At 67.9% G+C, this 19,039-nt stretch carries 16 protein-coding genes; 4 read left to right on the plus strand and 12 right to left on the minus strand.

Annotation, left to right across the window (positions count from 1 at the left end; all coding sequences use genetic code 11):
• Positions 1–51: 51 nt before the first annotated feature.
• Positions 52–309 (minus strand): DUF4148 domain-containing protein, encoded by a 258-nt coding sequence (locus tag V8683_RS07615; RefSeq protein ID WP_411192159.1) that lies wholly within the window; start codon positions 307–309, stop codon positions 52–54.
• A gap of 94 nt (positions 310–403) precedes the next feature.
• Positions 404–1,408 carry an AraC family transcriptional regulator gene (locus V8683_RS07620; protein WP_411192541.1) on the minus strand — a complete coding sequence of 335 codons (1,005 nt, stop codon included), beginning with the start codon at positions 1,406–1,408 and terminating at the stop codon, positions 404–406.
• Between the two features lie 288 nt (positions 1,409–1,696).
• Here V8683_RS07620 and V8683_RS07625 point away from each other — a divergent pair, with 288 nt between their 5' ends.
• The 3 genes from V8683_RS07625 (at position 1,697) to V8683_RS07635 (ending at position 5,808) form a co-directional block, all read left to right on the plus strand.
• Entirely contained in the window at positions 1,697–2,830 is a 1,134-nt protein-coding gene (locus V8683_RS07625) for an acyl-CoA dehydrogenase family protein (RefSeq protein ID WP_411192160.1), read from the plus strand.
• A 76-nt stretch (positions 2,831–2,906) separates the two neighbouring features.
• Positions 2,907–4,610: an AMP-binding protein gene (locus tag V8683_RS07630; protein ID WP_411192161.1), complete on the plus strand. Its 1,704-nt coding sequence runs from the start codon at positions 2,907–2,909 to the stop codon at positions 4,608–4,610.
• 34 nt (positions 4,611–4,644) lie between these two features.
• A complete protein-coding gene (locus V8683_RS07635) occupies positions 4,645–5,808 on the plus strand; it encodes an enoyl-CoA hydratase/isomerase family protein (RefSeq protein WP_411192162.1) in 1,164 nt (387 codons plus the stop codon).
• Between the two features lie 27 nt (positions 5,809–5,835).
• Here V8683_RS07635 and V8683_RS07640 read toward each other — a convergent pair whose 3' ends face one another.
• The 5 genes from V8683_RS07640 to V8683_RS07660 all read right to left on the minus strand — a co-directional run bounded on the left by V8683_RS07640 (position 5,836) and on the right by V8683_RS07660 (position 10,344).
• A complete protein-coding gene (locus tag V8683_RS07640) occupies positions 5,836–6,444 on the minus strand; it encodes a flavin reductase family protein (RefSeq protein WP_411192163.1) in 609 nt (202 codons plus the stop codon).
• 126 nt (positions 6,445–6,570) lie between these two features.
• Positions 6,571–7,929 carry a chloride channel protein gene (locus tag V8683_RS07645; RefSeq protein WP_411192164.1) on the minus strand — a complete coding sequence of 453 codons (1,359 nt, stop codon included), beginning with the start codon at positions 7,927–7,929 and terminating at the stop codon, positions 6,571–6,573.
• A gap of 40 nt (positions 7,930–7,969) precedes the next feature.
• Positions 7,970–8,290 (minus strand): pyrimidine/purine nucleoside phosphorylase, encoded by a 321-nt coding sequence (gene ppnP, locus V8683_RS07650; protein WP_411192165.1) that lies wholly within the window; start codon positions 8,288–8,290, stop codon positions 7,970–7,972.
• A gap of 172 nt (positions 8,291–8,462) precedes the next feature.
• Positions 8,463–9,263: a family 1 encapsulin nanocompartment shell protein gene (locus V8683_RS07655; RefSeq protein WP_411192166.1), complete on the minus strand. Its 801-nt coding sequence runs from the start codon at positions 9,261–9,263 to the stop codon at positions 8,463–8,465.
• On the minus strand, positions 9,256–10,344 hold the full coding sequence (locus V8683_RS07660) for a Dyp-type peroxidase (protein WP_411192167.1): 1,089 nt from the start codon (positions 10,342–10,344) through the stop codon (positions 9,256–9,258). The genes V8683_RS07655 and V8683_RS07660 overlap by 8 nt, the downstream gene beginning before the upstream one ends.
• A 139-nt stretch (positions 10,345–10,483) precedes the next feature.
• Here V8683_RS07660 and V8683_RS07665 point away from each other — a divergent pair, with 139 nt between their 5' ends.
• On the plus strand, positions 10,484–10,747 hold the full coding sequence (locus V8683_RS07665) for a hypothetical protein (RefSeq protein WP_411192168.1): 264 nt from the start codon (positions 10,484–10,486) through the stop codon (positions 10,745–10,747).
• 66 nt (positions 10,748–10,813) lie between these two features.
• Here the strand turns inward: V8683_RS07665 and V8683_RS07670 are convergent, their stop codons facing one another.
• From V8683_RS07670 to V8683_RS07690, 5 genes are all read right to left on the minus strand, one after another.
• Positions 10,814–12,937: a VTT domain-containing protein gene (locus tag V8683_RS07670; protein WP_411192169.1), complete on the minus strand. Its 2,124-nt coding sequence runs from the start codon at positions 12,935–12,937 to the stop codon at positions 10,814–10,816.
• A gap of 146 nt (positions 12,938–13,083) precedes the next feature.
• On the minus strand, positions 13,084–14,298 hold the full coding sequence (locus V8683_RS07675; protein WP_411192170.1) for a CaiB/BaiF CoA transferase family protein: 1,215 nt from the start codon (positions 14,296–14,298) through the stop codon (positions 13,084–13,086).
• A gap of 64 nt (positions 14,299–14,362) precedes the next feature.
• Positions 14,363–15,523, minus strand: a complete 1,161-nt coding sequence (locus V8683_RS07680) for an acyl-CoA dehydrogenase family protein (RefSeq protein ID WP_411192171.1) — start codon at positions 15,521–15,523, stop codon at positions 14,363–14,365.
• 11 nt (positions 15,524–15,534) lie between these two features.
• Complete coding sequence (locus V8683_RS07685; protein WP_411192172.1) at positions 15,535–16,731, minus strand: acyl-CoA dehydrogenase family protein; 1,197 nt, start codon at positions 16,729–16,731, stop codon at positions 15,535–15,537.
• Between the two features lie 39 nt (positions 16,732–16,770).
• Entirely contained in the window at positions 16,771–18,912 is a 2,142-nt protein-coding gene (locus V8683_RS07690) for a 3-hydroxyacyl-CoA dehydrogenase NAD-binding domain-containing protein (RefSeq protein WP_411192173.1), read from the minus strand.
• Positions 18,913–19,039: the final 127 nt, after the last annotated feature.

The following is a 19,039-nucleotide window of genomic DNA, read 5'->3' on the forward strand; positions in this document are numbered from 1 at the left end:
GGCCGCAGGCTCACGCCGGCGAGAAGGGGGCGGACCTGAGCGGCCCGCGCGTCATTTGGGTTGTCCCATGGCGCCCGCGCGCTCGGCGCGGCGCTCTGCCACGATGGCGCCCGCACGCTGGGCGTTCTCGGGGTAGTCGATCCAGTCGAGCGGATCGTAGCCCGCGGCGCGCCATTCGGCCAGGTCGGCGCGGACCTGGGCGCGGGTCATCGGAGCGGAGGGATTGTAGGGCTGGGCGAGGGCCGAGGCCGACGCCAGCGAACAGCCGGCCACGAGCAGGCCGAGCGTGATGCGCGGGAGGGAAATCATGGCGATGCCTTTCGTACCAGGAATTACCCTAATAAGTATAGGTCGTATCTCAATAAACGAAAGGTAAAGGGGCACGTGTTGGCGCGTGGCGCACTCAGTTGCGCTGGCCTGTTTCGCGCCGTCTTGCCAGCCGGTAATCGGCCGGCCGCATGCCGGTCCACTTGCGGAACGCGCGGTGGAAGGCGCTCGGCTCGGCGAATCCCACGGCCGCCGCGACGTCGGCCACCGACCGCGCCGGATCTTCGAGCGCTGCGATCGCCAGTTCGCAGCGCAAGGCGTCCTTGATCGACTGGCAACTGTGGCCCTCCTGCCTGAGGCGGCGCCGCAAGGTGGCCGGCGCCACGTTGAGCCGGTGTGCGATGACGTCGGCATCGGGCCAGGCGGTGGCGGGCAGCGCGCGCAGCGTCCGGCGCACGCGCGCCGCGAACGAGCCGGGATTGCGATACTTCACAACGAAGTTGCCGGGCGCATTGCGCAGGAAGGTGCGCACCGACGCGCTCGTCTGGATCACCGGCAACTCGAGGAAGCCCGGCGCGAGATCGACGTAGGACGCATCCTGACCGAAGGTCATGTCGTCGCAGAACATCAGGCGGTACTCGTCGACGGCGGCCGGCGCTGTACAGCGAAAGCGCGCCGCGAGAAGCGGGATGCGCTGCCCCACGAGCCAGCACACGAGCCCGTACACGAGGATGAACCAGGTTGCGTAGGCGAACAGCGTTGGCGTGGGTGTGCCTTCGCGGTGAGCGAAAACGATCCGCACGCGCGTGGCGTCGATCTCCAGGTGGCCGGCCAGGTCGTCGAGCACGAGCCGCATGAAGCCCGCCGCGCGCTGCAGCGCGTGCCGTCCCGTACGGGCGGTGAGCGCCGTGCGCGTCATGGCGGCGAAGCTGCCGCTCTTCATGGCGTGGGAGTCCTGGCCGAAGAATTCGTCGTCGAGCGCACGGGCGATGCCGGACCACAGCGCGCCGTACTGCGCCGCGCTCACGCGGGTGCGCGGCGACGTTAGCGCGGCTCGCGCGATGCCCGCGGCCTCGATTACCGGGCCGACATCGAGCCCGCGCGAACGCGCGAGCGCAAGCGTCTCGTTCACGAGGCTCATCGCGATGGTGCCTTTTTCGCTCAGGCGGGTCGATTTATCGTGCTGCAAAAAATGCGCTCCGGGAAGCGTTGCCGAGCCTGATATGGTAAATCCGATCAGTGAGTTTGAGCGCGGCGGACATGGAAGGCTGGGGCCGGGATGCCTACACTTTTCGCAAGTCTTGCGGCAAAGGCCGCAGGGCGCGACAGTGGATGACAGGACGTGCGGCGCGCAGCATGCGGCGTTGCAGCACGCCGGCCGCAGGGAAGAGACCGCAACGAGTTGCAGGGTCGACAGAAGGGGACACAGATGGACGATTTCTACACCGAGGATCAGCGCATGATCCGCGATGCCGCGCGCGACTTCGCGACCGAGCGCCTCGCGCCCAATGCGGCGCAATGGGACCGCGACGGCAAGCTGCCCGACGAGGTGGTGAAGCAGATGGGCGAGCTGGGCTTCCTCGGCATGATCGTGCCGCAGGAGCTGGGCGGCGCCTACACCGACTACGTGGCCTACGCGCTCGCGATGGAGGAGATCGCGGCGGGCTGCGCTTCGTGTGCGACGCTCGTGAGCGTGCACAACTCGGTGGGGTGCGGGCCGATCCTGCAGTACGGCAGCGACGCGCAGAAAGATCGCTATCTGCGCAAGCTGGCGGCCGGAGAACTGATCGGCGCGTTCTGCCTGACCGAGCCGCAGGCGGGCTCCGAGGCGAACAACCTGCGCACGCGCGCGGAACTGCGCGACGGCCAGTGGGTGCTCAACGGCAACAAGCAGTTCGTGACCAACGGCGCGCGCGCCGACGTGGCGATCGTGTTCGCCGTCACCGATCCGGACGCGGGCAAGCACGGCCTTTCCGCCTTTATCGTGCCGACCGATACGCCGGGCTTCAACGTCGGGCCGCCCGAGAAGAAGATGGGGATTCGCGCCTCGGACACCTGCCCGATCGCGCTCGTCGATTGCGCGATTCCGGAGGCGAACCTGCTGGGCCAGCGCGGCGAGGGACTGCGGATCGCGCTGTCGAATCTGGAGGGCGGGCGCATCGGCATTGCGGCGCAGGCGCTGGGCATCGCGCGCGCGGCCTTCGATGCGGCGCGCGCCTACGCGCACGAACGCGTACAGTTCGGCGAGCCGCTCATCCGGCACCAGAGCGTGGCGAACATGCTGGCGGACATGCATACGCGCATCAACGCCGCGCGCCATCTCGTACATCATGCGGCGCGGCTGCGTACGCTTGGCAAGCCGTGTCTTTCCGAGGCTTCGCAGGCGAAGCTCTATGCCTCCGAGATGGCCGAGGAAGTGTGCTCGCATGCCATCCAGATTCATGGCGGGTATGGCTTTCTCAACGATTACCCCGTGGAGCGCCACTACCGCGACGCACGCATTACGCAGATCTATGAAGGCACGAGCGAAGTGCAGCGCATGGTGATTGCGCGGCAGCTTTGAATGAAAAGGATAGCGAAGTAAAAGAAAGACGCAGACAGAGCGCGCACGAGCGCCGACCGCCATACAGGAGACGACGATGACCGGGTATTCCCCTTCCGCGCGGGCCTTCCTCGACGCCCGCGACCTGCTGTTGCGCCATCGCACCGACTACGCGCGAGCGTATGAGGCATTCGCGTGGCCGAAGCTCGACACCTTCAACTGGGCCCTCGACTACTTCGACGTGATGGCGCACGGCAACGACAACCCGGCGCTCTGGATCGTGGACGATCCGGCGGGCGGTGGCCTGCGCCTCTCGTTCGCCCAGATGTCCGGGCGTTCGTCGCGCATGGCGAACTTCCTGCGCGAGCAGGGCGTGAAGCGTGGCGACCGTCTGCTCCTGATGCTGCCCAATCGCGTCGAACTGTGGGACGTGATGCTGGCGGCGATGAAGCTGGGTGCCGTGGTGCTGCCCGCCACGACGCAGCTCTCGCCCGACGACGTGCGCGAGCGCGTGGAGACGGGCGGGGCGCGCTACGTCGTCGTCGACGCAGCCGAACTCGCCAAGTTCGATACCCTCGACGCCGGCGTGAAGCGCATCGCGGTAGGGGAAGCGCGCGAAGGCTGGATCGATCTCGCGCGCGCCTATGACGCGAGCGCCGACTTCGTGCCCGATGGGCCCACGCGCGCGAGCGATACGCTGCTGCTCTACTTCACTTCGGGCACGACCTCGAAGCCCAAGCTCGTCGAGCACACGCACGAGAGCTACCCGGTCGGCCATCTTTCGACGATGTACTGGATCGGCCTGATGCCCGGCGACGTGCACTGGAACATCAGCTCGCCGGGCTGGGCCAAGCACGCGTGGAGCTGCTTCTTCGCGCCGTGGAACGCGCAGGCCTGCGTGTTCGTCTACAACTACGCGCGCTTCGTGCCGAAGGACACGCTGAACGCTATCGTGCAGTTCGGCGTGACCACGCTGTGCGCGCCGCCCACGGTGTGGCGCATGCTCGTGCAGGAGCCGCTTGCCGCGTATCCGGTGAAGCTGCGCGAGATTGTCGGCGCGGGCGAACCGCTCAATCCGGAGGTCATCGAGCGCGTGCGCCATGCGTGGAATATCACGATCCGCGACGGCTACGGCCAGACCGAAACTACCTGCCAGATGGGCAATTCGCCGGGCCAGCCCGTGGTGCCGGGGTCGATGGGCCGACCGCTGCCGGGCTACCGCGTCGAACTCGTCGATACCGACGACCAGCCTGCGAGCGAAGGCGAAATCGCTTTGTCTCTGGCGCAGCGGCCGCTCGGCCTGATGAAAGGCTACGCGAACAATCCGAAAGCGACCGAGTATGCGATGCGCAACGGCTACTACCACACGTCCGACGTCGCGATGCTGCGCGACGACGGCTATTACGTCTACGTAGGTCGGGCGGACGACGTGTTCAAATCGTCCGATTATCGGCTGAGCCCCTTCGAGCTGGAGAGCGTGCTGATCGAGCACGAGGCGATTGCCGAGGCCGCCGTGGTGCCGAGCCCGGACGAGCTGCGGCTTTCGGTGCCGAAGGCCTATGTGATCGTGCGTCAGGGCTACGAGGCCGGTCCCGAATTGGCGCGCGAGGTGTTTCGCTACTCGCGCGAAACGCTCGCGCCGTACAAGCGCATTCGCCGTCTTCAGTTTAGCGAACTGCCGAAGACCATCTCCGGCAAGATTCGCCGCGTCGAACTGCGCCGGCGCGAGATGGAACGCCCGGCCGACATGGCGCGCTTGCCCGACGAATATTGGGAAGAGGATTTCCCCGAGCTGCGTTAATCCGCGCCCGTCAATTGAAATGGAGAACCAGGTAATGAATGCAACACCCGCTTCTGCACGGGCACCCCAGGCATCCGGGGAAGCCGGGACCGAAGTGCTGTTTCGCGTCGTCAACCGCGTCGCGATCGTCACGCTGAACCGTCCCGCCGCGCTCAATGCGCTCTCGCACGGCATGGTGCGCACCCTGGCCGCGCTGCTCGAACGCGTGCGTGCCGACGACGGCATCGTCGCCCTGGTGCTCAACGGGGCGGGGCCGAAAGGCTTCTGCGCAGGCGGCGACGTGCGCGCCATCTACCAGCAGGCCCGGCGCGAGGAGCGGCTTGGCGACGACGGCTGGCAGCAGTTCTTCATCGACGAATACCGGCTCGACCATGCGCTGCATACGTTCCCGAAGCCGGTCGTCGCGTTGCTCGACGGCGTGACGATGGGCGGCGGCATGGGTCTCGGCCAGGGGGCCGCGCTGCGGGTTGCGACCTCGCGCACGAAGATCGCGATGCCGGAGACGCGCATCGGCCTCTTGCCCGATGTGGGCGCGACGCATTTTCTTTCGGTAATGCCGGTGGAAACGGAGCTCTACGTAGGGCTGACCGGTATCGCGCTTTCCGGTGCGGATGCGGTCCATTGCGGACTCGCGGATATCTGCGTGCCCGGCGAATGGCTCGACGGCTTCGAAACGCGGCTCGCGCAGGCGCTGTTGGAAGGCGATGTGGAGGCCGCGCTGCGGCGCGTGTTCGACGCGCCCTGTCACGATGCGCAGGCGGGCGCGCTGGAGCCGAACGCGCCATGGATCGCGCAGTACTTCGAGCGGAGCAGGACGGCGGAGCAGATCGTAGAAGCCTTGCGAGCCGACCTCGCCAACGAGACCGGGGCGCCGGAGCCGCAACAGGCATGGCGCCGCGCAACGCTCGACGCGCTCACGCACTATTCGCCGACCATGCTCGAAGTGACGCGCGAGGCGTTGCTGCGCGGCCGGCAGATGACGCTGGCCGAAAGCTTCCGCATGGAGCTCGGCATCGTGGCGCGGGCAATCGAGGAGGGGGACTTCTGCGAGGGCGTGCGCGCGCATCTCGTCGACAAGGATCGCACGCCGCGCTGGGCGCCCGCCACGCTGGCCGAACTGCGGCCCGAACGCGTGCGGCACTTCCTCACGTCGCCGTGGCGCAGCGACGAGCATCCACTGGCGGGGCTCGGCGCCTGACCCGATGCTTCCCTGGCGGTGCGGTGTTCAGGGCTGCGACGTGCTGCTCTCGGTCACGGCCGAGGGCGTAGCATGCACCTCGAACGGCTCTCCCGTCGCGAAGAACGTGCCGCCCGCCACGTAATGGCAGGTGCGCAGGTCGGGCGCGGCGTCGAAGTGCCAGCGGTTGTTCGAGTACACCCGGCGGTCCGCATACGCGGCCACGACTTCGGCCAGGATGAGGTCGTGGCGCCGGCTCTCGTCGGGAATCACCTTGCACTCCATCCAGGCCGTGCACGCGGCCAGCATCGGCACGTCGATCTTCTGGCCGCGGAACGTTTCCAGCTTGAACGCCGCGAACTTGTCGAGCTCGACGCCGTTGCTCGTGCCCACCGCGAGCGTCTGCTGCGCGAATGCCACGCCAGGCAACTGCAGGCCGAACACCCCGCTTTCTTCGACCAGCTTGCGCGTGAGCGTGCGGCTGTCGATCACGACCACGACCTTCGGCGGATCGAAGTCGAGCGGCATGGCCCACGAGGCGGCCATCACGTTCGAGCGTCCGCCGTGCTGGCTCGTGATGATCGTGACGGGGCCGTGGTTGAGCAGGCGCGTGCAGCGGGCGAGATCGACGTTCTCGCGGAAAGAGTTGGTGGTCATGGAGCAGTCCTCGTGTTCGGTGGTTGCGCGCAGGGCGCGCGGCGTGCTGGCGTCATGATACGAGGCAGGGAGCGGCAGCGCCCGGGGCGGCCCGTAGTCGGGCCCTCGACCGGACCTCGGCGGTCCTCAATCCGACGCTTCACGCGCCTCCGGTTCCCCGGGCGCTTCGAGACGCCGTGCGCGTTGTGCCTCGCCCATTTGCTTCGCAGGCCTATGCGACGTTGCCATGAGCCGCAGCGTGGCCACCGACCCGGCGACGGCGAGCAGCATGGGAATGGCCAGGTCGTGGTTGACGTGCGTGAATTCGAGGATCAGCACGGTGGCCGTGACCGGCATCTGCATCGACGCCGCGAGAAAGGCCGCCGCGCCGACGATCGCGAACGCGCCCGCTGCGAGGCCGGGCCACACGTGATTCGTCAGGCCGGCGATCGCGATGGCGAGCAGCGCGCCGATCGCCAGTCCCGGCGTCAGCAGCCCGCCCTTCGCACCCGCGCGCAGGCTCGTGGTCGTGATAATCAGTTTCAGCGCGAGCAGTGTGGCGGCGAGGCCGATGCCGAGATCGTCGTTGAAGCTGAGGCCCGCCGGGCCCTTGCCGTTGCCGAGCAATTGCGGAAACCGGATCGCGAGCAGTCCGATCGCCACGAAGTTCGCGAGCGAGTAGAGCGGCAGGCGCCAGTCTTTCGGGGAAGCGTCGCGCGCGCGGCCCGTCATGCGCGTGAAGCCGTGAGCGGCCGCGCCGAAGAGCGGCCCGCACAGCGCGGAAAATACGAGGAGCTGCGCGTTGATCGTATAGAAGGGCACGTGATACTGCTGTGCGTCGCCCAGCCCGATCCAGGCGACGACGGCCGCGATGGCCGAGGTCGTGAGCGCCGGTATCGCCACCGACCAGCCGAAGGTGCCAAGCAGCACTTCGAGCACGAACATGGCCCCGCCTAACGGCACGTTATAGACCGCTGCGAGGCCCGCGCCCGCACCGCACGCGATCATCACACGGCGTTCGGCGCCGGTGAGCCCGGTGCGCTTCGAAAGCCAGGTCGCCCATGCCGCGCCGATCTCGCGCGGCGCCACCTCGCGCCCGAGCGGGGAACCGAGCGCGACGGTGACGATCTGCAACACCGCGTGCACGGTCGTGGCCGCGAGCGGCATGCGCGCGCCGCCTGGCTTGATGGCGGCGCTGATGCTCACGAGCGGCCGCCCGTAGCGATAGAGTGCCCACCAGCCGAAGCCGCCGATCAGCCCGCAGACCGTGAGCACCGCCACGCGCCGCGCGGGCGTGGTGCCGGTTACGCCCTGCAGGAAGCTCTCGCTGCTGATGACGTGCGCCTGGCTGTAGCCGTAGGCGACGTGCTGGATTGCGTGCAGCAGCATCGCGAGCAGCATGCCGCCGATGCCCGCGCCGATGCCGGTCAGCACGGTCACCACCGCGAGCGTGAGAAGCGGGCTGCGCGCGGGTGGACGGTCGGCTTCGGGGCGGGTCTTCGGCATGGCGGCGAATCCGGCGATGGAGAAGCCAGGGCGTGGCGTGTTACAGGTAGCTGCAAACGTAGTCGAGTGTCTCGATCACGTCGATGTCGAAGCGGCTTTTGCCTGGCACGGAGAACGACTCGCCCGCGCCGTAAGTCTGCCACTCGCTGCTGCCTTCGAGGCGGATGCGGCACTTGCCGGCCTGCACTTCCATCAGCTCGGGCGCGTCCGTGCCGAAGTTGAGCGGGCCGGGCAGGATCACGCCGAGCGTCTTGCGGCTGCCGTCGGCGAAGAGGACGGTGTGCGAGACGCACTTGCCGTCGAAGTAGACGTTGGCGCGTTTGATAACGGAAACCTGGTCGAATTGCGTTGCGGCCGTCATGGCGGTCTTCCTCTGGGTCGTCGTGAATGAAATCCTGGGCGCCGGGCCTCCCTCCGGGTGTTCGCGCGGCGCGAGCCCGACATCATACCGGCAGCGCGGCACGCCGGGAATGAACAAGGGGCGCCCGCGGCGCCCCTGGTCTCATGCATTCCCGACACGTCCGGCCGGAGGCTTATTCCGGCTTGACCGTCACCGAGGCTTCGGTGGTCAGCAGCATGAACGTGAAGCTTTCCTGCAGATAGAGCCGCACGCTCTTGTCGTCGTGGCTCAGATAGCCGATCGAAAGGTCCTGCCCCAGGTGGAGCGCGAAGTCGCCGCCGCGCGTGCTGAGAATGCTGCCGCCTTCGATCGCCGGCGCCCAGATGATCTCGCCGTTCACGAGCCGGCGGATGTGTTCCAGGATGGGGTAGCCCTGGTCGCTGGCCTCGCTCACGGCCGTGTAGGCGTCCGAGCCGAGCAGCACCGCGTACGGGCCGTCCACGCCCTGCAGGCGCAGTTCCGCGAGCGCCTTCGCGATCACGGCGGGGTAATCGGCGATGTCGGCAGGCAGCGTCAGCACGGGGTTCGACGAGCCCTCGCGGATGCCGGCGATCTGTGCGGCCGTGTAGCCGTCGAAAATCGCGCGGTCTTCCGCGAAGGCGAGGCGCGTGGCCGCATCCTTGGCCGGTTGCCAGTCGGAGTCTTCCGCGCCGCGCTCGACGTCGTCGATGGCGTCGCGCGAGAGTTCGAACGGCACGCGCAGTTCGACCAGCGCCTTCACTTCGCGCTGGCGGGCGCGTATGCCCTCCAGCGGCGCTTCAATGCCGTTCTGGTGGCCGGTGCCGACGCCTGCGAGATCGGCGCCGCCGGGGCCGTCCACGTCCACGACGCGGCGGCCCGCGAGCGAACGCTTGAAGGTGCGCGCGACTTCTTCTTCGATTTGCGACCAGGCCGCCGAGGAGATGGGCGCCAGATCGCGATGGAGATTATTCATGACGAGGGGTTCCTTTGAGGGATCCGATGGCGAGCGAACCGTCGCCGGACGGTGCTGCGGCGGCGGATTCGGGGTTGATTTCGTCAGGCGCATTTGGCGCGCCCGGTGTGACGCCCGGCGCGGCGCCGGGTTCGCGTTCGGCCAGCGCTTCCAGCAGCGGTTCGGACGGCACGAAGAAGAGCGAGCCCGTCACGGCGTGGCTGAAGTCCAGCAGGCGGTCGTAGTTGCCGGGCGGGTTGCCGACGAACATGTTCTCCAGCATCTGCTCGATGGGCTGCGGCGAGCGCGCGTAGCCGATGAAGAACGTGCCGAATTCGCCCTGGCCCGGCCGCCCGAACGGCATGTTGTCGCGCAGGATCTTGATTTCGTTGCCCTGCGCGTCTTCGAGCGTCGTGAGCGAGCTGTGCGACCAGCTCGGCTTCACGCCCGGTTCGAGCTCGATGTCCTGCAGCTTCGTGCGCCCGATGATGTGCTCCTGCGCCTCCACCGGCAGCGCGTTCCAGCCTTTCATGTCGTGCAGGTACTTTTGCACCAGCACGTAGCTGCCGCCCGCGAAGTCGGGGTCGGCCCCGCCGATCACCGTGAAGTGCGTGGCTTCGTCGCCCTCCGGGTTCTCGGTGCCGTCCACGAAGCCGATCATCGCGCGCATGTCGAAGTTGCGAAAGCCGTGCACTTCGTCCACCGTCGTCGCGGCGCCTTCGAGGCGGGTCATCAACTGCGTGGCCAGTTCGAAGCAGAGATCGGTCTGGTCGGCGCGGATATGGATCAGGATGTCGCCGGGCGTGGCTACCGCGAGGCGTTCGCCGCTGCCGAACTCGCGGAACGGATGCAGCTCGGCCGGGCGCGGCTCGCCGAAGAGCTTGTCCCAGGCGGCGGAGCCGAAACCCACCACGCAACTGAGATTACCCTTCGGCACGCGCTTGCCGACGGCGCGCGCGAGGTTTGCGACGTCGGCGCACCAGGCGCGCACCTGGGCGCGGCTCGCGGCGTCGTCGTTCACCGTCGCGACGATGAAGAACGCGCTCTTCGTGACGGAGGTGGAGACGGCCTGGGGATCGGGCGGGGCGGAAGACGGCGTCATGGTCTGAGGTATCGTCTGGCGGGGAGTGGTAAAAGGGTGAAACATGATGAGCGCATAGTTTAGCCAACTGGCGCAATCCGCGTTTGCAGGTCGAGCGGGGTGCGTGCGAGCATGACCGGGAGCTTCTTCGAGGAGACGCATGATGTGGGACCACACCGAGCATGAAGGCTTCGAGATCTGGGTGCTGCCGATTCCCGCGTTCGGGCCGCGCTCGCCGGAACCGCTGTTCCATTACAGCGGCTATATCTGCCGGCATGGTGCGGATGCGCATCTGGACGGGCAGAGCATCCGCTTTCACGACATGATGCGCAATTACACCGGCGCGGACGCGGCGCTCGACGCGGCCTACGCCGACGCCCGTCGGCGCATCGACCGCTTTCATGCCAAGGGGAACTGGGCGTAGGCCGCACGCCGGTTCGCGCGCGATGCTGCACTGCGGCAGGCGCGCCTGGCGGGTATGGCGCGGTCGCTAGCGGTTGCCGGACACGACCAGCATCACCGGCCGCCCCTCGCAACCCACTGCGCCCGGCACGTGCAGTACGCGCCATGGCGCGCTCTTGCCGGGCGTCGCGAGCGGGGGCGCGATGCTGCCCTCCCCGGGAGCGGCCGTGAGGATGTTGAACGGCCAGGAAGCGCGCCGCAGTTGCTCGTGGATCAGCGAGCCCGTCCAGATCGGCACCGTGCTGTCGCTGCTGTTGCCACTGCCTCCATTGCCTCCGCTCCCGGCTTTCAGCGCATAACCGGTCGGCCAGAAACGCAGCACGTCACGCCGCCCGTCCGCCTGCCCAGGACCGCCCGACACCGGTTCGCGCGCGAACACGAGCGGCGAAGGCACGCCGTTGTTCAGCCTCGGCAGCAGCGGCAGCGTCATCACGTCCACGTGCGGCGCCACGAGCGCGAGCACGTTGCGCATGGAGAACTGCGCGCCCTCGCTCCAGCCCGCGTCGCGCAGCGCGGCGCGCAGATCGTCCGCGCTCGCGGCCCACTGCAGCGTCGTGGGCTCGCGGCGCTCGCCTTTCATGTCGAAGCGGTAGCACGCGAAGTTTCGCCACAGCCTGTCGCTCCAGTCCATCTGCGAGATGACGATGGGCGGCGCGGTCCCGACGGGGGCGGCGCTGCGCGGCGGCTCGCCCTTTTGCAGCACGAACGCCGTGGCGAGCACGGCCAGCACGATCGGCGGCACGAAATTGCGCTGCGGCGGCCGCTCCGGATAGCGCCAGAGCGACATCAGCACGACGACCGCGACCCAGATCGAGGCGAGCGCGGCGCCGCCGATCGCGTCGGAGAACAGGAAGCGGTCGAAATAGAGCCCGGCGAAAGTCACGGCGACGATGATGCCGTTGCCGAGCGCCGCGACGAGCGCCGCTTCCGCCATGCTCGCGCGGCGCACGAGCAGGAACATGAGGAAGCCATAGACGATCACCATCGACGCCACGCGGTCGCTCGGGAACACATAGGTCTCGACGTTCCTGACGGCGAGCGGCGCGTGATGCACGCCAAGCCGGATGGCGAGGATCACCAGTTGCGAAAACGTCGCCGCGATCATCCAGTACGCGATGGTGCGCCAGCGCCGTTCGAGCGTCATCCAGATCGTCACGGTCACGACCAGCGCGGTGAGCGTCAGGCCGCTGCCGAGCGTTTCCACGCGCGCGAGCGCGGCGTCGGCCCAGATGGTGTGGATCGAACGCATGAAGAGGCGCACGGACTGATCCACCTGGACGAGCGGATCGCCGTGCAGCACGTTGTCGAGCACGTACGAGAAGACGGCCGCGCCGAGCGGCACGAGCCCCGTGACCACGACGAGGGCGCCTAGCGCCGGCTGCTCGGGGTCGAGCAGGCGCGCGAGCCGCCGCGCCGCCGCACCCTCGTGGCCCTGGGCCCAGTGCGCGACGCTGCGGCGCGAGGCGCTGGCCCACGCGTCGAAATGCAGCAGCAGAATCCGCACGAACCGCCAGATGAGCCAGAGCGCGCAAGCGAGGATCAGTGCGATCACAACGAGGCGGAACGACACGGCACCGGCGATCTGCAGCGACGCGCCGAACACCACGCCCGGCAGGATGTGCGCCGGGGCCCAGATGAGCGCCGAGACGATGTTCATCACGAGGAAGCGCATGGGCGCCATGCCCGCCATGCCGGCGACGATGGGCACGACGGCGCGCAGCGGCGCGATGAAGCGCGCGAGGATCACGCTGCGCGCGCCGTGCTGCGAGAAGTACGCCTTCGCCTTGGCGAAGATGGCCGGATAGTGCGAGAACGGCCACATCTGGGCGAGCGACTCGCGGTAGCGGTGGCCGATCCAGAAGCTCAGGGCGTCGCCGGCCACGGCGCCCGCAATGGCCGCGACGAAGAGCCAGCCGAGGTTCAGCGTGCCGGTGCCCGCGAACGCACCCGCAATGAACATGGCCGTGCTGCCCGGAATGAACGTGCCGATGAGCGCGAGCGATTCCAGGAAGGCGGCCACGAAGACGAACGCGAGCGTCCACCCCGCATGCGCGGCGAGGAGGTGCAGCAGGTGAGCGTAGGCGTGCTCCATCGACGGGGCGGACTGGGTGGCGGGGAGTGGCGCGAGCCGATTGTCGGCATCGCGCATCATGGGCAATATACCCGGCCGCCGCTCCGAGCGTGCGATTGGGTGACGGATCGCACGGTCCTGGCGGAGCGCTGTTATGGCAAGGAAACGCGGCGCATGCGGAGGACATGCGCCGCGGAGCGTTCAGGCGACGCCGAGGCGCCGCGAAATCAGATGACGCCTTTGTCTTTCAGGCCGGCAAGCGCTTCGCCGGAAAGCCCCAGGACCGACTGCAATACCTCGCGCGTGCCTTCGCCGAGCTGCGGCGGCGCGCGCCGCACGGGCATGCGCTCGCCGTCGAAGCGCCACGGCGGCGAGAGTACCGGCGTCGTGCCGCTGGCCGTATGCGGATGCGGCTGCTCGGTCACGAGGCCCGCGTCGGTCGCGCGTTTCGACAGCAGCGCCTCGCGCAGTCCGGCCACTTCGCCGCACGGAATGCCGGCGCGCGCGAGCCGTTCGAGCAGCAGCGCGCGCGGGCGACTGCGGAGTTCGCGCGTGAGCTCGGGCACCAGCACCTCGCGATGCTGGGCGCGCAGGAGGTTGGTCTTGAAACGTTCGTCGTCGGCCAGATCGAGGCGCTCGATGACTTCGCGGCAGAATCGCTCGAACTGCTTGTTGTTGCCCACCGTGATCACGATCGGGCCGTCCGCTGCATCGAAGACGCCATACGGCATGATCGACGGATGCGCGTTGCCGTAGCGCGGCGGGTCCTCGCCCATCACGAGCGCTTCGAGGCCGTAGTAGGCCGTGATCATGAGGCCGCAGTCGAACAGCGCCATCTCGATGTGGCGCCCGCGGCCGGTGCGTTCGCGCTCGAAGAGCGCCGCGAGCAGCGCCTGCGCCGAATACATGCCCGTGAACAGATCGACCACCGCGACGCCGAACTTCAGCGGCGGCTGGTCTGCCTCCCCGTTCAGCGCCATCAGGCCCGCTTCGCCCTGCACGACGAGGTCGTAGCCGGGCCGCGCGGCTTCGGGGCCGGTGCGGTCGTAGCCGGCGATCGAGCAATAGATGAGGCGCGGATTCTCCGCGCTCAACTGCTCGTAGCCGAGGTTGAGCTTTTCCGCGCCGCCGAACTTGAAGTTCTGGACCACGATGTCGCAGGTCTTCGCGAGGTCCTGCGCAATGCGCTGGCCTTCGGGCGTCTGCAGGTCGAGCGTGACCGAACGCTTGTTGCGGTTCACGCTGTTGAAGTACGCCGTCTCGGTCTTGCCGATGCGCAACCCCCAGTCGCGCGTGTCGTCGCCGCGGCCGGGGTGTTCGACCTTGATGACTTCGGCGCCGAGGTCGCCGAGCGTCATCGCGCACCATGGGCCCGCGAGGACACGCGAAAGATCGAGTACGCGCACGCCCGCGAGCGGCAAGGTCCTGTTTTCGGTCTGCATGGGCAAGTGTTCCTGGTTCGTTGGCGGGCGTGCGGTTTGCCGGATTTTGCGTCGGCGCGTCGCGTTACGTTTCGCTTGCGCCACCGTCCGATGCCAGCGCGATATAGCGTGCGAGGTGATGATCTTCGTCGCCCAGTTGATGATCGATCATCACGAGACGTTTCGCGTAGTGCGAAAGCGGCAGCTCCCACGTCATGCCGATACCGCCGTGTAGCTGGATCGATTCCTCGGCCACGCGCGCGCCCGTGCGTCCGATCGTGTACTTCGCGGCCGAGAGCGCGCGCTCGCGTTCGCTGCGCGGCGCATCGACGGCCGCCGCCGCATTGATGACCGCGGAGCGCGCCTGCTCGATTTCGAGCAGCACGTCGGCCATGCGATGCTGCAGCGCCTGGAAGCTGCCGATGGGCACGCCGAACTGCTTGCGCGTGCGCAGATATTCGAGCGTGTAGTCGCGCGCCACATCCATCGCGCCCAGGCTTTCCGCCGCGAGCGCGAGAAGGCCAAAACCTGTTGCATGCTCCAGCGTTGCGAAGCCGCTGCCCTCGGCGCCCACGATCGCTTCGGCATCCACCTGCACATCATTCAGCGAGACTTCGGCCGCGCGGCCGCCGTCGATCTTCCCGTAGCCGCGCACGCTTACGCCGGGCGCATTGCGCGGCACGAGGAAGAGCGAGATGCCCGCTTCGTCGAATCCACCACCGGGTTGACCCACTGCGGTGCGCGCGGAAACGAGCAGCAGATCGGCGTGTTCCGCATGCTGCACGACGCCCTTCGCGCCGTTCAGCACCCAGCCGCTGCCGCGCTTTTCGGCATGCGTGGTCACGCGCGCCGCTTCGTAATGCGAACCCGGTTCGTCGTGCGCGAAGGCGGCGAGCCGCGAGCCGTCGATGAACGCGGCGATGTGTGCCTGCTGCGCTTCGCTGCCCGCGTGCGCGAGCGCGCGGCCGACGATCAGCGTGTCGAGGAACGGTTCGACCACGAGCCCCCGGCCAAGCGATTCGAATACGACCGCGATGTCGAAGCCCGCGCCGCCGAAGCCGCCCTGCGCCTCGGGAAAGAGCGCGCCGATCACGCCGAGTTCGGCGAAGCGGCGCCACATGTCGATGCTGAAGCCCTCCGCGGAGCGCGCGATTTTATCGCGCGCGTCGAAACCGTACTGCTCGGCGATGAAACGGTTGAGCGTGTCCGTGAGCATCCGGCGGTCTTCGGTGTGCTGGAAGTTCATGGCCGGACCTCTTAAAGACCGAGAATCATCTTCGAGATGATGTTCTTCTGGATTTCGTTGGAGCCGCCGAAGATCGACAGCTTGCGGTTGTTGAAATACTGCGCCGCGGCGCTCGCAGCCTCGTCGGGACCGATGGCCTCGCCGTCGAAGCCTTCTTCCAGCGCTTCCTCGACGAACGGCGCCGCGTACGGCCCCATCGCGCGGCGCAGCAGCGACGAGATTTCCTGGCGGATCTCCGTGCCGCGAATCTTCAGCATCGAGCTTTCCGCGCCCGGCACGCCGCCGCCTGCCACGGCGGCGATCACGCGCAGGTTCGTCGTCTTCATGTTCTCCAGATCGATCTCGACTCTGGCCATGCGCGCCGCGAACTGCGGATCGTCGGCGAGCGGCTTGCCGTTGCGCGTGACCTTCCGTGCCGCGCGCTTCAGGCGCGCGAGCGCCGCCACCGAAAAGCCCACGCCCGCGATGTTCGTGCGCTCGTAGGTGAGCAGATACTTGGCATAGGTCCAGCCCTTGTTCTCCTCGCCCACCAGGTTCGCCGCCGGCACGCGCACGTCGGTGAAGAACACTTCGTTTACCTCATGTTCGCCGTCGAGCGTGACGATGGGGCGTACCTCGATGCCCGGCGTGTTCATGTCGATCAGCAGGAAGCTGATGCCTTCCTGCTTGCGCACGTCGGTGGCCGTGCGCACGAGGCAGAAGATCATGTTCGCGTAGTGGCCGAGCGTGGTCCACGTCTTCTGGCCGTTCACGATGTAGTGGTCGCCCTGGCGCTGGGCTGTGGTGCGCACCGAGGCCAGGTCGGAGCCCGCGCCCGGTTCCGAATAGCCCTGGCACCACCAGTCGGCGCCGTTCAGGATGCGCGGCAGCCAGTAGCGCTTCTGTTCCTCGCTGCCGTACTTGATGAGCACGGGCCCGAGCATGTTCACGCCGAACGGCACGATGCGCGGCGCGCCCGCAATCGCGCATTCGTTCTCGAAGATGAACTTCTGCACCGCGGTCCAGCCGGGGCCGCCATACTCCTTCGGCCAGTGGTTCGCGAGCCAGCCCTTTTCGTTGAGCGTTGCGTGCCAGGTGGCCATGTCGTCGCGCGTGAGGTGGCGGCCGTTGCGCACCTTGTCGGCAATGCGCTGCGGCAGGCGCTCGCGCAGGAAGTCCAGCACCTCGGTGCGGAAGGCTTCTTCTTCCGCCGTGAATTTCAGGTCCATGCTTGCTTCACTCCATCAAGAGCGCGTGTGAGTGTTGGCTCACGCCGACTCGTTCAGGCTCGCGAAATTCGCGCCGCGTTCCACCAGCTCGACGAGGAGCGGCGAGGGGCGCCAGAACAGCGGGTCTTCCTTCGCGAACTCGCGGATGTCGGCGAGCACGTTCGCGAGGCCCACCATGTCGGCGTACTTCATGGGGCCGCCGCGGTAGCGCGGGAAGCCATAGCCGTAGAGGAAGGTCACGTCCACGTCGAGCGGGCGCAGCGCGATCTTCTCGTGCACAACGTTCGCCCCTTCGTTGATCATCGCGGCCATGTAGCGGCGCATGATTTCCTCGTCGGTGAAGCTGCGCGGCTGGATGCCCGCGCGCTCGCGCTCGGCGGCGATGATCGCTTCGACTTCCGGGTCGGGTGTACCGGTGCGCGCACCGTCGGGGTAGAGATAGTAGCCGCGGCCCGTCTTCTGTCCGAACCAGCCGCGCTCGCAGATGCGGTCGGCGATCTGCACGTAGCGCGCCTTCGGATCGCGCGTGGCGGCGCGGCGCTTGCGCGTGGCCCAGCCGATGTCGCCGCCCGCGAGATCGCTGACCTGGTACGGGCCCATCGGATAGCCGAAATTGCGCACGGCCTTGTCGATCTGATACGGCGAGGCGCCATCCTCCATCATGTGGTCGGCGGCGGCGCGGTACACGGCGAGCACGCGGTTGCCGATGAAGCCGTCGCACACGCCCGCGCGCACGGGCACCTTGCGCAGCTTCTTCGCGAGCTCGAAGGCCGTGGCCACGACGTCCGCCGATACCTGCTTCGGCACCACCACTTCCAGCAGCTTCATGATGTTCGCGGGCGAGAAGAAGTGCAGGCCCACGACGTCCTGCGGACGCGAGATGCTGGCTGCGATGGCGTCGATGTCGAGATACGAGGTGTTCGTGGCGATCACGGCGCCCGGTTTGCAGACGCGGTCGAGTTCGGCAAACACGGCCTTCTTCACGTCCATGTCTTCGAACACGGCCTCGATCACGAGATCGGCCTTGGCGAGCGCATCGTAAGAGGTGCTGCCCGAGAAGCGCGCGAGAATCTGCGCCTTCGCTTCGGGCGTCATGCGGCCCTTGGCGATGAGACCGTCGTAGACCTTTTCGACGTGGGCGCGGCCGCGCGCGAGCGAGGCGTCGTCGCGCTCGATCATCGTCACGGGCAGACCCGCGTCGAGCACCGCCACCGCGATGCCGGCGCCCATCGTGCCGCCGCCCACCACGCCCACGCTATCGAGCGCGCGCGGCGTCGAAGTCTTCGTTTCCGGCGCCTTCTGCACTTCGCGTTCGGCAAAGAACGCGTGGACGAGGCCCGCGCGCTGCGGGCTCTCCAGGCATTCGAGGAACTGCTTGCGCTCGAAGCGCTGGCCTTCGTCGAACGATTCGTTCAGGGCGGCTTCCACGCACTCGACGATCTTCATCGGCGAGAACAGGCCGCGCGACTTCTTCGCGGTGTCGGCGCGCGCGGTGTCGATGGCGGCCTGGGCGGCTTCGCGGTTCGCGAGGCCCTGCGCGTCGCGTGTGCGGCGCACCGGCGCGTGCGCGGCGAGCAGCTCCTGGGCGTAGGCGAGGCCTTCGGCGAGCACGTCGTCGCTCGCGCCAAGACGATCCACGAGGTCCAGTTTGAGCGCTTCCTGTGCGCCGGCGTGGCGGCCGCTCAGCATCAGCGAGAGCGCGGCCTCCGCGCCGATCAGGCGCGGCGTGCGCTGCGTGCCGCCCGCACCGGGCAGGAGGCCGAGCTGCACTTCGGGCAGGCCCAGCTTTGCGCCCGCCACGGCGAGGCGGTAATGCGCGGCGAGCGCCACCTCCAGCCCGCCGCCGAGCGCCGCGCCGTGGATCGCGGCGATCACCGGCTTGCGGCAGGCCTCGATGCGGTTGCAGACGTCGGGCAGCGCGGGCGGTTGAGGCGGCTTGCCGAACTCGCGAATGTCCGCACCGGCGATGAAGTTGCGCCCCGCGCCGACGATCAGGATGGCCTGCACGGCGTCATTCGCCTCGGCGTGCTCGATGGCGGCGGCGAGGCCGCGGCGCACCTCGACGCCCAGGGCGTTGACGGGAGGATTGTCGACCGTGACCAGCAGAACTTTGCCGCGTAGTTCGTGAGTGACCGGGGAAGCAGCAGGGGAAGCCGGGGGGAAGGCGGTGTCGGATGCCATGGTCTTGTCTCCAGAAGTCGATCCGGGCGGCGCAAGGGGGCATGCCCGATTATCGGATGTGCGTTCGATTTTGGGCTCGCCAAGGTTCATTGACAATCACATTGTCTGTTGACAGACTGTCAAAATA

The organism is Paraburkholderia sp. AV2 (genome assembly GCF_054968425.1).

Excerpts from the sequence above, each read along its gene's own strand:
- V8683_RS07615 (WP_411192159.1), bottom strand. The coding sequence starts at position 309 with ATGATTTCCCTCCCGCGCATCACGCTCGGCCTGCTCGTGGCCGGCTGT.
- V8683_RS07620 (WP_411192541.1), bottom strand. The coding sequence starts at position 1,408 with ATGAGCCTCGTGAACGAGACGCTTGCGCTCGCGCGTTCGCGCGGGCTC.
- V8683_RS07625 (WP_411192160.1), top strand. The coding sequence starts at position 1,697 with ATGGACGATTTCTACACCGAGGATCAGCGCATGATCCGCGATGCCGCG.
- V8683_RS07630 (WP_411192161.1), top strand. The coding sequence starts at position 2,907 with ATGACCGGGTATTCCCCTTCCGCGCGGGCCTTCCTCGACGCCCGCGAC.
- V8683_RS07635 (WP_411192162.1), top strand. The coding sequence starts at position 4,645 with ATGAATGCAACACCCGCTTCTGCACGGGCACCCCAGGCATCCGGGGAA.
- V8683_RS07640 (WP_411192163.1), bottom strand. The coding sequence starts at position 6,444 with ATGACCACCAACTCTTTCCGCGAGAACGTCGATCTCGCCCGCTGCACG.
- V8683_RS07645 (WP_411192164.1), bottom strand. The coding sequence starts at position 7,929 with ATGCCGAAGACCCGCCCCGAAGCCGACCGTCCACCCGCGCGCAGCCCG.
- ppnP (WP_411192165.1), bottom strand. The coding sequence starts at position 8,290 with ATGACGGCCGCAACGCAATTCGACCAGGTTTCCGTTATCAAACGCGCC.
- V8683_RS07655 (WP_411192166.1), bottom strand. The coding sequence starts at position 9,263 with ATGAATAATCTCCATCGCGATCTGGCGCCCATCTCCTCGGCGGCCTGG.
- V8683_RS07660 (WP_411192167.1), bottom strand. The coding sequence starts at position 10,344 with ATGACGCCGTCTTCCGCCCCGCCCGATCCCCAGGCCGTCTCCACCTCC.
- V8683_RS07665 (WP_411192168.1), top strand. The coding sequence starts at position 10,484 with ATGATGTGGGACCACACCGAGCATGAAGGCTTCGAGATCTGGGTGCTG.
- V8683_RS07670 (WP_411192169.1), bottom strand. The coding sequence starts at position 12,937 with ATGATGCGCGATGCCGACAATCGGCTCGCGCCACTCCCCGCCACCCAG.
- V8683_RS07675 (WP_411192170.1), bottom strand. The coding sequence starts at position 14,298 with ATGCAGACCGAAAACAGGACCTTGCCGCTCGCGGGCGTGCGCGTACTC.
- V8683_RS07680 (WP_411192171.1), bottom strand. The coding sequence starts at position 15,523 with ATGAACTTCCAGCACACCGAAGACCGCCGGATGCTCACGGACACGCTC.
- V8683_RS07685 (WP_411192172.1), bottom strand. The coding sequence starts at position 16,731 with ATGGACCTGAAATTCACGGCGGAAGAAGAAGCCTTCCGCACCGAGGTG.
- V8683_RS07690 (WP_411192173.1), bottom strand. The coding sequence starts at position 18,912 with ATGGCATCCGACACCGCCTTCCCCCCGGCTTCCCCTGCTGCTTCCCCG.